The sequence below is a fragment of the Streptomyces sp. NPDC059169 genome, from assembly GCF_042755225.1.
GTDB lineage: Bacteria > Actinomycetota > Actinomycetes > Streptomycetales > Streptomycetaceae > Streptomyces.
The window spans coordinates 154,127-166,308 of the sequence record NZ_JBHZCF010000009.1 but is presented as its reverse complement, the minus strand read 5'-3'; the positions used below and the strand labels follow the sequence as shown (position 1 = coordinate 166,308).

10 protein-coding genes, 1 pseudogene and 1 CRISPR repeat array are annotated in these 12,182 nt (G+C 69.4%); of the genes and pseudogenes, 8 read left to right on the top strand and 3 right to left on the bottom strand.

Features of this window, described 5'->3' with window-relative positions; genetic code table 11:
* Positions 1-2: 2 nt before the first annotated feature.
* The 4 genes and pseudogenes from cas6e (at position 3) to ACFXOM_RS18785 (ending at position 6,369) form a co-directional block, all read left to right on the top strand.
* Positions 3-758 (top strand): type I-E CRISPR-associated protein Cas6/Cse3/CasE, encoded by a 756-nt coding sequence (gene cas6e / locus ACFXOM_RS18800; RefSeq protein WP_385038596.1) that lies wholly within the window; start codon positions 3-5, stop codon positions 756-758.
* A 6-nt stretch (positions 759-764) separates the two neighbouring features.
* The gene (gene cas1e / locus ACFXOM_RS18795; protein WP_385038517.1) at positions 765-1,772 is read left to right on the top strand and encodes a type I-E CRISPR-associated endonuclease Cas1e; all 1,008 of its coding nucleotides are present in this window, start codon (positions 765-767) and stop codon (positions 1,770-1,772) included.
* The gene (cas2e, locus tag ACFXOM_RS18790) at positions 1,769-2,077 is read left to right on the top strand and encodes a type I-E CRISPR-associated endoribonuclease Cas2e (RefSeq protein ID WP_384946126.1); all 309 of its coding nucleotides are present in this window, start codon (positions 1,769-1,771) and stop codon (positions 2,075-2,077) included. The genes cas1e and cas2e overlap by 4 nt, the downstream gene beginning before the upstream one ends.
* Positions 2,078-2,095: 18 nt before the next feature.
* Positions 2,096-5,603: direct repeats of the CRISPR family, unit length 29 nt; unit sequence GTGGACCCCGCGCTCGCGGGGATCGTCCG.
* A gap of 31 nt (positions 5,604-5,634) precedes the next feature.
* Positions 5,635-6,369, top strand: a pseudogene (locus ACFXOM_RS18785) (transposase family protein).
* A 904-nt stretch (positions 6,370-7,273) separates the two neighbouring features.
* Here the strand turns inward: ACFXOM_RS18785 and ACFXOM_RS18780 are convergent.
* A complete protein-coding gene (locus tag ACFXOM_RS18780; RefSeq protein WP_384932319.1) occupies positions 7,274-7,687 on the bottom strand; it encodes a PIN domain nuclease in 414 nt (137 codons plus the stop codon).
* The gene (locus ACFXOM_RS18775) at positions 7,684-7,941 is read right to left on the bottom strand and encodes a type II toxin-antitoxin system VapB family antitoxin (RefSeq protein WP_356252029.1); all 258 of its coding nucleotides are present in this window, start codon (positions 7,939-7,941) and stop codon (positions 7,684-7,686) included. Before ACFXOM_RS18775 ends, ACFXOM_RS18780 begins: the two co-directional genes overlap by 4 nt.
* A gap of 420 nt (positions 7,942-8,361) precedes the next feature.
* Here ACFXOM_RS18775 and ACFXOM_RS18770 point away from each other — a divergent pair, with 420 nt between their 5' ends.
* From ACFXOM_RS18770 to ACFXOM_RS18755, 4 genes are all read left to right on the top strand, one after another.
* Positions 8,362-8,802, top strand: a complete 441-nt coding sequence (locus ACFXOM_RS18770) for an ALF repeat-containing protein (RefSeq protein WP_384932316.1) — start codon at positions 8,362-8,364, stop codon at positions 8,800-8,802.
* Between the two features lie 227 nt (positions 8,803-9,029).
* Positions 9,030-9,806, top strand: a complete 777-nt coding sequence (locus ACFXOM_RS18765; protein WP_384932313.1) for a hypothetical protein — start codon at positions 9,030-9,032, stop codon at positions 9,804-9,806.
* 648 nt (positions 9,807-10,454) lie between these two features.
* Complete coding sequence (locus ACFXOM_RS18760; protein WP_385038514.1) at positions 10,455-10,718, top strand: hypothetical protein; 264 nt, start codon at positions 10,455-10,457, stop codon at positions 10,716-10,718.
* Positions 10,715-11,164, top strand: coding sequence for a hypothetical protein (locus ACFXOM_RS18755; RefSeq protein ID WP_384932308.1), 450 nt, complete (start codon positions 10,715-10,717; stop codon positions 11,162-11,164). The genes ACFXOM_RS18760 and ACFXOM_RS18755 overlap by 4 nt, the downstream gene beginning before the upstream one ends.
* A gap of 429 nt (positions 11,165-11,593) precedes the next feature.
* On the opposite strand, the gene ACFXOM_RS18750 is transcribed toward ACFXOM_RS18755, so the two are convergent.
* On the bottom strand, positions 11,594-12,181 hold the full coding sequence (locus tag ACFXOM_RS18750; RefSeq protein WP_385038511.1) for a hypothetical protein: 588 nt from the start codon (positions 12,179-12,181) through the stop codon (positions 11,594-11,596).
* Position 12,182 lies beyond the last annotated feature (1 nt).

Here is a 12,182-nt window from a genome sequence, read left to right as displayed (position 1 = left end):
ACATGCCCTACCTCTCCCGTATTCGCATCAACCCCCTACGCTCCGAAAGTCGCAAACTCCTCGCCAGCCCGCGTGCCATGCACTCTGCCGTCCAAGGTGGCCTCCCCGGCCTGCCCGAAGAGGCACGCACCCTGTGGCGGCTCGATACGGACAACCCCCACCGCCCCCACCTGTTCGTCCTCACGACCGACAAGCCGGACTGGACCCACCTCGTCGAAGAGGCGGGATGGCCCGGCGCCGACGGCGAGCACTACGCCGTACGCGACTACGCCCCGCTCCTGCATCAGCTGGCACCGGGCCGCAGCTTCGCCTTTCGCCTCACCGCCAACCCTGTCCAGAACACCAACCGCCCCGACAAACCCACCGCGCGTCAACAGACACGCATCGACGCCGGCGGCCGACGGCGCGGCTTTCGCCTGGGCCACCGCACCGCCGCCGCCCAGCTCGACTGGTTCCTCACTCGCACCGCGCGGTGGGGCTTCGACGTCCCCACCGCCCCCCATCTGGAAGGAACCCACAACGCCGACGACGAGCCCCCACGCGACATCCGCATCACCACCCGCCAACGCCGTTCCTTCGGCAAAGGGCCAGCTACTACGAAGGAAGCCCAGGTCGTCATGAACTCCGTGACTTTCGAAGGGCGCCTGCGCATCACGGACCCCGCCCTGCTTACCAAACACCTCCTGGCCGGCATCGGCCCCTCCAAGGCCTACGGATGCGGACTCCTCACCCTCGCCCCGCTCGCCGAAAGGGAATGACCACCCGTGCCCGACATCTGGTGGAAGGCCGATCCTCAGGACCTGCACCGCCTCGTCGACCGCGTCTCCAGCGTCTACGTGGAGCGGAGCCACCTGGACCGTGACGAGAACGCCATCGTCATCATCAACAAGCGGCAAACGGTCCGGGTTCCCGCGGCCATGGTGGCCGTCATGCTCCTCGGCCCCGGCACACGCGTCACCCACGGGGCCATCCGGTTGCTCGCCGACTCCGGTACCACCGTGTGCTGGGTGGGCGAACAAGGCGTCCGCATGTACGCGGCCGGCCTCGGCCCCAGCCGGGGCGCCGGCCTCCTTCACCGCCAGGCCTGGCTCGTCACCCGCCCCAAGGAACGCCTCGCCGTCGCCCGCACCATGTACGGCATGCGCTTCCCTGGTGAGGACGTTTCCACCCTTACCATGCAACAACTCCGCGGCCGCGAAGGCACCCGCATCCGCAAGTTCTACCGCGTTCAGGCAGCACGAACCGGCGTCACCTGGAACGGCCGCGTCTACAAGGCCGGCGACGCCTTCGCGGCAGGCGATGATCTCAACCGCCTGCTATCGGCGGCCAACGCTGCCCTCTACGGCATCTGCCACGCCGTCATCATCGGTCTCGGCGCCAGCCCGGGACTCGGCTTCGTCCACACCGGCAAAGCCACGTCCTTCGTTCTGGACATCGCCGACCTCTACAAGGCCGAATACACCATCCCGCTTGCCTTCGACCTCGCCGCGCAAGGCCTTACAGAAGAACGCGACGCGCGACTCGGCCTCCGCGACCTCATCGCCCGCGACAAACTCCTCGCCCGCATCGTCACCGACGTCAAGAACCTCCTCACCCCCGAAGGAACGGACCTCGAAGACGTCGAAGCGAACCTGCTGTGGGACGAACACCTCGGCGCCGTCGCAGGCAGTACCAACTACGGCAGCCACGCGGATCTTTCGGCATATGGAATGACCGACAGCCACATCGCGGTCATCGGACCCGAAATCAACGAGGCCGAGCTGACACCATGACCGTCATCATCCTCATCGCAGCCCCAGAAGGCCTCCGCGGACACCTGACGCGCTGGATGGTCGAGGCCAGCGCCGGCGTATTCGTTGGCAACCCCAGTCGCCGCATCCGAGACCGCCTCTGGGAACTCCTAGCCACCAGAATCGGCGACGGCCAAGCCATCCTCATCGAACCTGCCGCCAACGAACAGGGTTGGGCTGTCCGCACCGCAGGCCGCGACCGTTGGCAGCCCGTCGACTTCGACGGGCTGATCCTCTCCGCCCGCCCCCGAAAACAACTAAACGAAAACAGCTACCTGGGTCGATAAAGCCCCAGCTCAGAGAGTGTGGACCCCGCGCTCGCGGGGATCGTCCGGAGGGGGGTGTGGTCCGCACCGCGGCACAGTGGTGGACCCCGCGCTCGCGGGGATCGTCCGACATACGCGCGTTGATCAGCGGGGTCCCGAACGTGGACCCCGCGCTCGCGGGGATCGTCCGAGATCACCGACCGCCACCGACCGAGGGATGTCGTGGACCCCGCGCTCGCGGGGATCGTCCGCTGGGCACGCCGAGGGTCGAACCGAACAAGGTGTGGACCCCGCGCTCGCGGGGATCGTCCTGCGAACGGCCCCCGGATCCTGGTGGACCGAGGGTGGACCCCGCGCTCGCGGGGATCGTCCTGCTTCTACGAGACCGACCAGTCCCGGACCGCCGTGGACCCCGCGCTCGCGGGGATCGTCCGGTGTGTACGTCGTCGTGACAGGCCCCGCAGGGGTGGACCCCGCGCTCGCGGGGATCGTCCGTGAGCGAGGTTCTGCGGTCATCCGATGTCCGCGTGGACCCCGCGCTCGCGGGGATCGTCCGGCCTGGTGGGATGACATCGACCGGGTGGGCCGGTGGACCCCGCGCTCGCGGGGATCGTCCGTGGGTCCAGAACGCCTCCAGTGCCACCGCCACGTGGACCCCGCGCTCGCGGGGATCGTCCGGCGGAGGCGATCCTTGACGCATCCGTCGGTACGTGGACCCCGCGCTCGCGGGGATCGTCCGAAACCCCTGTTCCTGGGCCCGTTCCTGCCCTGGTGGACCCCGCGCTCGCGGGGATCGTCCCGTGCTGCGTGAGGCGTGCGTCACTGGCTTGCCGTGGACCCCGCGCTCGCGGGGATCGTCCGTCGCGAGCTCGCCGACGCTCAGGAGGGACGTGGTGGACCCCGCGCTCGCGGGGATCGTCCGGTCCCTCTTCCCTCGTGCACCCCGCTGTGCAGGTGGACCCCGCGCTCGCGGGGATCGTCCTCCGGCCGGTGAAACGGGGGGTGAAACGACGTCGTGGACCCCGCGCTCGCGGGGATCGTCCCCCGTTCAGCGACACCAGCTTGGCCACGGTGGTGTGGACCCCGCGCTCGCGGGGATCGTCCTCCAGTCAGCCGCGTGGGAGGCAGGAAAAGACCGTGGACCCCGCGCTCGCGGGGATCGTCCCATGTGTCCGAACCGTCTCGTCTCGACAAGCTCCGTGGACCCCGCGCTCGCGGGGATCGTCCGGAGTTCCGCCCTACAAAGAGACACAGAACTACGTGGACCCCGCGCTCGCGGGGATCGTCCGCGCAGCGTGCCCTACTGGAGGAGCTGCGCAAGGTGGACCCCGCGCTCGCGGGGATCGTCCGTGATCCAGCATCATTTGAAACGCAGCACGCGTGTGGACCCCGCGCTCGCGGGGATCGTCCGGAATTGATCGCGCCATGAAACTGCCCCGCCAGGTGGACCCCGCGCTCGCGGGGATCGTCCTGTGAGGGAGCCGTCAAATTGGTCGTTCGACCAGTGGACCCCGCGCTCGCGGGGATCGTCCGATGGAGACGGCGAACGGCTGGACGTTCCCGACGTGGACCCCGCGCTCGCGGGGATCGTCCCGCCTCCACGGCGCTGACGGAGTTCAAGCGCAAGTGGACCCCGCGCTCGCGGGGATCGTCCGCCGGAGCGCGTCAAGATCGCCTTCGAGACCCGGTGGACCCCGCGCTCGCGGGGATCGTCCGTGTTCAAACGAGCCCTTGAGCAGGGGTTTGTCGTGGACCCCGCGCTCGCGGGGATCGTCCGAAGCACCGGGAAGACGCCGCCGAGGAGGTCGAGTGGACCCCGCGCTCGCGGGGATCGTCCCAACACCGGCCGTGTCCGCAGGGTGCGGTGGGCGTGGACCCCGCGCTCGCGGGGATCGTCCGGGTCGCCGGCACCCGTGTCTCGCTTCTTAGCCGTGGACCCCGCGCTCGCGGGGATCGTCCGGGTGGGGCGGCTTCGTCATGCGGCGGGGGTGAGTGGACCCCGCGCTCGCGGGGATCGTCCGGAGTTGCCCCTCGGCGAGGAGCGTCGCGAGCAGTGGACCCCGCGCTCGCGGGGATCGTCCAACGTACGTCGGTTGAATACTCTCCGGCATTTCGTGGACCCCGCGCTCGCGGGGATCGTCCGATCACTTCCACGCGGCCACCCGGTGTGTCGTCGTGGACCCCGCGCTCGCGGGGATCGTCCTGATATGGAGGCGTCTTGTTGCGATACGCCGGAGTGGACCCCGCGCTCGCGGGGATCGTCCGCTGGTCGAGCAGTACGACCGGTCGCCCGGGACGTGGACCCCGCGCTCGCGGGGATCGTCCGAGGGCCGCGGCGGCATGAGCTCCCTGCTGATCGTGGACCCCGCGCTCGCGGGGATCGTCCGGACGAGGGCACCCGGTGCGACCCCACGAAGGTGTGGACCCCGCGCTCGCGGGGATCGTCCGGGGCACCGACTGTGGACATCCCCGACGAGCTGGTGGACCCCGCGCTCGCGGGGATCGTCCGCGCTCGGGCGGGACACCCTTGTAGTAGTCGACGTGGACCCCGCGCTCGCGGGGATCGTCCGCGGGGCCGCCCGGACCACGCCCGGTCCGAGGGGTGGACCCCGCGCTCGCGGGGATCGTCCGCGGGGCCGCCCGGACCACGCCCGGTCCGAGGGGTGGACCCCGCGCTCGCGGGGATCGTCCGGGCAGGCGCTTGATCACTCGCGGCTGCGGCAGGTGGACCCCGCGCTCGCGGGGATCGTCCGCGCCACGACTCCTTGTCGACGGGCGAGGCGTAGTGGACCCCGCGCTCGCGGGGATCGTCCGAGGCGACCGTGGCCCTGCGGGAACTGCGGGACGTGGACCCCGCGCTCGCGGGGATCGTCCTTGGGATCTGCGGACAGGATCACGATGCAGTCGGTGGACCCCGCGCTCGCGGGGATCGTCCGGGCCGGGAGTTGGGGTGAGGTATTCCGCTCGAGTGGACCCCGCGCTCGCGGGGATCGTCCGGCCCACGCCCAGGGCATCCCGGGGCTGGTCATGTGGACCCCGCGCTCGCGGGGATCGTCCGGTCCGGCACCTGGCGGGCACCCCCGTCGGCATGTGGACCCCGCGCTCGCGGGGATCGTCCGGTCCTCATCACCATGCCGCCACGGCACGGCAAGTGGACCCCGCGCTCGCGGGGATCGTCCGCGCCGAAGAGGACCGTCAGCAGCGAGAAGAACGTGGACCCCGCGCTCGCGGGGACCGTCCGAGGCATACACGCCATGCTGGGCACGATTCGGCCGTGGACCCCGCGCTCGCGGGGATCGTCCGGAGCTGGACCAGCTCCAGCAGTCCGCGCCGCTGTGGACCCCGCGCTCGCGGGGATCGTCCGCCAGCCTCGACCAGGCCCTCCTCGCCATAGCCGTGGACCCCGCGCTCGCGGGGATCGTCCTTGGCATTGGGCCATGACCCCAGTGCAGTGCAAGTGGACCCCGTGCTCGCGGGGATCGCCCGTTCAACGAGGACGGGTGGATGGCGATTCAGGAGTGGACCCCGCGCTCGCGGGGATCGTCCGCAGCCCCCGCCCCGGCCGACGCGCCGTCGAGGTGGTCCTGATCGACGGCACCCGTATCCGCACCCAGCGCCGTACCGGGAAGGCCGACCGGCGGAACTACCCCGGCAAGCAGCGCAGCCATGGCCTGTACTTCCTCGCCCTGACCGACGAGAAGGGCCGCCTGATCTGGATATCCGCCGCCCGGCCGGGCGGCACCCACGACAACACCGCCGCCCACCACGACCACATCCTGGCTCACCTGCGCCCCGCCGACCTCGGCTTCCGGGGTCTGGACAACGACATTTTCGACCGCGTGATCGTCACCGGCTACACCGCCAGCTGAACCCACAAGCTCGCCCCAGGCCAGAAGGAAGCCAACCGCGTTCTCGCCGTGGGACGGGCACCGGTCGAGCACGGCTTCGCCCACCTCAAGAACTGGCGGATCCTCACCAAGCTCCGCATCGACTCTGCCCGGGCTCCCCAACTCCTACGCGCTCTGCTCGTCTTGACGAACCTCGAAGGTCCGTGCGAGCCGCCGTGGCGAGCTGGTCCAGTGGACTCCGCGTCCGCGGGGGATGGTCTGATCAATCGCGATCATGAAGCCTCGTCAGGCGATCCCAGGAGTGACAAGCTTGGCGGCGCCGAGACGCGCGCTGGTGTTTCGGCAACTCCGGCCGGTACTTCCGCCTATGGAGGCAGTCGAAGACTCGTTCGGAGTGGCAGCCTGACTGATCTTCGAATAGGCCTGAACCCTGAGAGCGCCCGTGTTCGCCTCGCCGCGCGGTGATGAATGTCCCGCTCAGGCCGAATTTCTCAAGGCGTAGACGGCTGGATAGGCAGACGAGGCACGTCTGGCCTGCGACAACGGCCACAGAGGCTCCGCCCCGGTTCAGGGGCGGAGCCTCTGCGCGCTGGAAAGGAAATCCGCTGCGGCAGGGTTCGAGTCACCTCGCCGAGCTGGCGCTACGTCCCCGTCAGGCCGGTGAAGTCGTCCAATCGGGGAGGTGTCGGGACGTAGTCGGGACGCAAGGACAGGAACAGACTGACAAAGACGAAGGGGCGCCGACATGCGAAATCCCTTCTGACCTGCGTAAACGTCAAGAACGAGCGTGGACGGGCAAGGGTCGCCAAGATCCTCAAAGGACTCATAATCCGTCGGCCGTGGGTTCGAGTCCCGCCCGCCCCACTGCGCAGGCTTCTGACCTGCGGAAACGTCCCTCCTGGGGTGTCGGAACGTCAACTCGGGCTTATCGGATCGAATCCGCTGCTCGCGAGTTCGGCGGGGGGCGGCGCGTGGCGGCCGGCATTGCGCTGACCTGGGTGAATGCGCCGGAGCGTGGTGGGGGGAGCCCAAGAGCGGCCTCAGCGAGGAGCCGGAGGCTTCAATTGAGGACGCTGTGAGGACGCAGGTACCGCGGAGTCTGCCTTCGAGGTCATCTCAAGGCAGCGTGCCGGTGCGGGCCCAGTGTCATGGCTGCCTGGCACCCATCCGAAGTGCCCGTCCTCGGCTACCCGGGACCGAGAGCAAGCGGCCACGAGCAAGGTTGACGAACGGTACGGGCCGCGGGTGAGTTCCCTGGTTGGCCGATCATTCCCGTGGCTCGGGCGCTCGGGCTTCGGCTGAGTCCTCGACAGGCCGTTGCCACGGGCCACCCCCGTTCCTCATCGCCGACTGTGCGGCTGTGGAGGCTCTACTGCCTGAGGTCGATCGTGCGGACCGGCTGTCCCGTGGTGCGGGCGATGGTGTCGAAGTCGCGGTCGCAGTGGAGCAGTGTGAGCCCCGTTTCCTCGGCGGTGGCAGCCACCAGGAGGTCGACGGGGCCCGCGCTGCGGTGCTCACCCTTGGCGGTCAGCTGTTCCTGGACGACGCGGGAGCGGCGGTAGACGCCGTCCGGCATGGGGCACCAGGCGTAGTGGGCGCCGAGCGCCGCCTTCACGCGCGTACGGTCTGCGGCCGAACGGGCTGAGTAAAGGACCTCGAGTTCGGTGATGTCGCAGATCGCGACGAGGCCGGCGCCGATTCTGTCATCCCAGTCGGCCGTGTTCTGGCGAAGCAGGACGCGGGCGAGCGCGGAGGTGTCGATGAGGTAATCGGCGACGGTCACTCATGCGCTCCGGTGTCGGAGGCGGCGTCGGCTGTGCTCGTGGGCCGGTACTTGCTCTTGTCCAGGAGAAGGTCCATGTCCAGCGCGCCGTCGGTCACCAGCTCGCGGGCTTCGTCGAGCGCGCGCAGACGCCTGTAACGGGCCGTGACTTCCCGCAGCGCGGTGTTGATGGTCTCGCGCTTGGTGGTGGTGCCGAGTTCCTTGGCCGCTTCTTCCAAGGCCTCGTCATCGAGGTCGATCACAGTGCGACTCATGGGTGCCCTCCTGTGTATATCAACCAGAGTATACCAAGATACAAGATCTTTTGTATAGAGCGGGACCAGATCGCGGCGAACACGATCGCCCAGCGGACGAACATGAGCAGCGGCACCCAGGACTGCTCGGTGCCGGGCCCGACCCCGAGCGCGGACAATCAGGACGACGCTCGGACCACACCGCGACCGCCCCCAGGCATCGTCTCGCCCCGATCATGCCCCGACAGCCATGAGCCGCGCTCAAGGCCGCCCTCCTCGAAGTCGCGCCGCCATGAAACACCGACCACGTCCGCGGCGACGGTGCCCTGCAACCGCAAGGGGGCAAGGGCCACTGTCAGACCCGGGTGGCAGCATCACCGAAGTGAACGCCATGAGGCGTCCTCAACTCACCTCCGAAGCAAACGAAGAGGAGCGTTCCCCTTGCGACTGCATCGCGTAGCGCCCGGCATTGCCGCGGGCATCCTCGCCCCGGCTCTCCTGCTCGCCACCCCGTCCTTCGCCGCCACGGCGGCACCGACCGCGGTGACGGTGCCCGCGGTGTCCTCGTCCGCGGACGAGCCGGACGCCGACCACCTGAGGGTGGCCATAGCCCGGATCCTCGCCGACCCGGACAGCGGCCGGCGTGTGACGCGAGAAGCCAACGCCCTCCTGGACGCCAACGACCCCGAGGCGATGCGCGCCTGGCTGGAGACCGGCTACCGGATCGCCCAGGCCGAGGACGACCGCGTCGCCATCGCCCGCATCCTCGCCGACCCGTCCATCAGCCCGGCCCTGCGCGCGGCAGCCAACGCCGCCCTCGACGACAACACACCCGAAGCACTGCGCCACTTCCTGGAAGTCGGCAGGCACCAGGTCGCCTGACCGGCACGGCGCCGCACCACAGCGCGTCGCCCGGGTGGCACCCCCCCGCCGCAGCCCGGTCGCCGGAACGCCGAGAATCCGGGCGGGGCCGCCTGCACCTCCGTATGCCGACGGCCCCGCCCGACAGGCCCTGTGCCGGCTCGGCGCCCTCCGCAGAGCTCTGTGGTCTCGCCGCCCGGTGCGGCATGGGCCACTGACACCTCCGACAGCAGAAAGCGCATTCTTCGATGACCACGCAACTCCTACGCACTGAGCGGAGAGGTCCGCAGACCGCTTCCGTCGTGACCGACCTGCCGTTCAAGCCTCAGCTCGTCAAAGCGGTGTTCAGGGGCGTGACCTCGTTGCACGTCTCCCGGCCGGCCGCGTGGGCCGCCGCGTCGGTGACGCGGACCGTGCTGACGGAGATCATCGACGGCGCGAGGAGCGCGGCGGCCGAGGAGGCCAGGACGAGGCTGATTCCCAAGGACCTCATCTCGGCGATCGACCGGAACGTCGAGGTGGAGGTGGGATCGGCGTGGTACCTGCACAGCCCGACCTTCCACGGCCTGATGGGCGAGGTGCGCAATGCCGATGGTGCGCTCGTGTCTCTTCGTGAGCGCCGCGGGGCGCGTACACCGAGTGGTGTGGCCGGCGCCCACCGGTTCGAGGCCGGGGTGAGAAGGCTGCTGGGGAGCCGGGGGGTGAGGGCGGTCCCGGCGATGGTCCGCGACCTGGACGGAATCGCGAGCGTGTTCCTGACGGCCCTGGCCGGGGACGCGGCCAAGGTCGTCCGCGAGGGTGGGGTCAAGCGGTTCGGGACGGTCAGTCTGGGGGTGCCGGGCGAGCCGGCCCCGGCCCCGCTGCTCAAGGACCCCCTCCGCGCCCTGTCCACCCGCCGCGGGGACGGGCGGACTGTTGGCGGCGACGACGTCCTGGCCGCCGTCACGATGCAGCTGTTCGGCGATCTCAGACAACGCGCCATCACCGAGGCAGCCGAGATGACCCGGAACACGTCGGCCAACTGATCGGGCCCGCCCCTGCGCTCTGCCCGCTGCGCACGGTTCCCACCTGTGCGGCTCCCGGAATCTGCCGCCCGCATTCGGCTCCGGTCGGCTCGCGAGAACCGGCTCGTCGCATGGGCGCGGACCGCCGGCCGCAGGCCCCCCACGGGGAAGAAGACCTCCCTTATATGGCCGTGTGAGGACGCGTTGAGGACACAAGGACAGGAACAGACCGACGAAGATCAGCTGATCCCGTTGCTGAACAGCGTGTCTAACCTGCAAGAACGCCATGGATCGGCGTAAAGACGCAAGGACCGCCAAGATCCTCAAAGGACTCATAATCCGTCGGCCGTGGGTTCGAGTCCCACCCGCCCCACCGAGCATCCCCCGGCAGAATCGTTCTGACCTGGGGAAACGCGCTTTTCGGGGGCTTTTCGCGTGTGGCGGTCGCCTCACGGCGGTGTGGCGAACGTGAGTGTTCGCGTATCCAGGGCGGTCCTTGAACGGCTGCGACCTGGGCTTTTCTGGTCTCGCGGTCGTGGGAGGGTTAACAGTGGTCCCACGGCCGCCGTGGAAGGCGATGGGGCGCCCCCGTTTCGGCGGGAGGAAGGGGTCGTGCGCGGCTGGTGTTACGCCACGCGTATAGCTGGGGCCGCGTGGCATACTCCGAGTATGGCGACTCGGAAGATTACGATCACGGTGCCGGATGAGCTGGTCGAATCGATCAAGGGGCGGGTTGATGCCCGGGGGGTGTCTGCCTACATCGCGGCAGCCGCGGCGCATCAGGATGCCATGGACCGGCTCCGGGAGTTGACGGACCGCCTGGAGACAGAGTTCGGTCCTGTATCGGCCGAGGAGGAGCGAGCGGCACTGGAGCGCATCGCGGCCATCAACGACTGGCATGACGAGCACCGCTCACCCGGCGCCGCAGCGTGAGCCGTTCGAAGCGCGCCGGTGTTCCCTCTGCGCGTCGGCGCGCCTTCGTCCTCGACTCCCAAGCGCTGTCGAAGACGGTCCAGGGCGACCGTCAGATGACGGCCTTGGTGAAGGCGGCTCCACGCCTGGACATCGCTGTCGTCACCAGCGCGCTCACCACGCTGGAGGCGTGGAACCCTCAGCTGGGTGCGCGCCAAGGGCTGTGGGACTGGGCGTTGTCCCGAATCGATGTGGAGCACACTGATGATCAGGTGATCTCCCTGGCCCGCGGCATGCTGAAGACCGCTGGGCTGCATGGGCACAAGTACGACGCCATCGACGCAGTCCTGGCTGCCGTAGCCGTCAAGACTGCGAAGCGCGGCTTCGAGGTCACCGTCTTCACCTCGGATGCCGACGACATGGGCAAGTTCCTGGCGGGCCATCGCATCCGGGTGGAAAGGATCTGATCACAGACGCTGGCGCCGGGGCCCGCCCGCTTCGGCTGCGGCGGAGAGTGGAGGGACGCGCTCCGGGCGCCGCGCCGATCGCCCGTGCTTGGAGCCGGCGTCACAATCGGATTCTGCCTGGTATCCGCTTCCGCGCCCACGGCACACCCACCTACCGGGCACACCCCCCCAGCCTCGACCAGGACTCCTGGGTGAGGTGGAGCAGTGGCTCCGATAAAGAGACACGTGCTCGAACTGCCGTCCACCCCCTCTGGGGCAGGGCCGGTGCCGTTGTCGCCGCCGGCCTTCAGGTGGCGCTGCCTTCCGGGTGGCGTGAGGGGCAGTACAGGCGCCGACGATCGGGTCAACGGTATGTGTCGTCCGCGAGCCTGGCCTACCTGCCGCGGCGGCGAGGTGCGGCGGCAGGCGGGCGGACCGGTCGGGCCACGGTCAGGCGGCGCAGCCGTACTTCTTGGCGAGCTTGGTGGCGGCCTCCCGCACCACGGCCGCATTGTTGCGGATCGCGGGGTCGTCCCGGTCGACGAGGTCCTTCTCCTCTTCTTCCCCCTTTTTCGAGGGCGCAATGAGCGCCACCGTGATGTTCGGCGCCGTCGAGCCCATGCGGGCGGCACAGTCGGCGGGCAGGTTGGCCTCGGCCTTGTCGGGAAGCGCCCAGCCGGTGACGCCGGGGCCGAGTGGGACAGAGTTCTTGGGCTTGTAGTGAGGGTCGTTCCGGTTGTCTTCGATGATCAGGGTGTAGACCCCTCGGGGGTGGTCGCTGTCCGCGTTGGCGCGCAGCACCTGGCACCCCTTGAACACCGCGTGATCGGTGCTCTTGCCCTTTCTCTCCCACTCCTCCGCGCTGACCTCGCCCCCTTTGCCGTCGTCGATCAGTTCCGCCGTCTGCCGGCTGAGCGCCCCATGACACAGCGTCTGCGGCAGCGGCGGCTTCTCCCCGTCAGGCCAGAAGCTCGCCGTCACGACGACCACCCCGGCGGCGCCGAGCACGATGGTCAGCGGCAGCCACTTCCTGTCCATG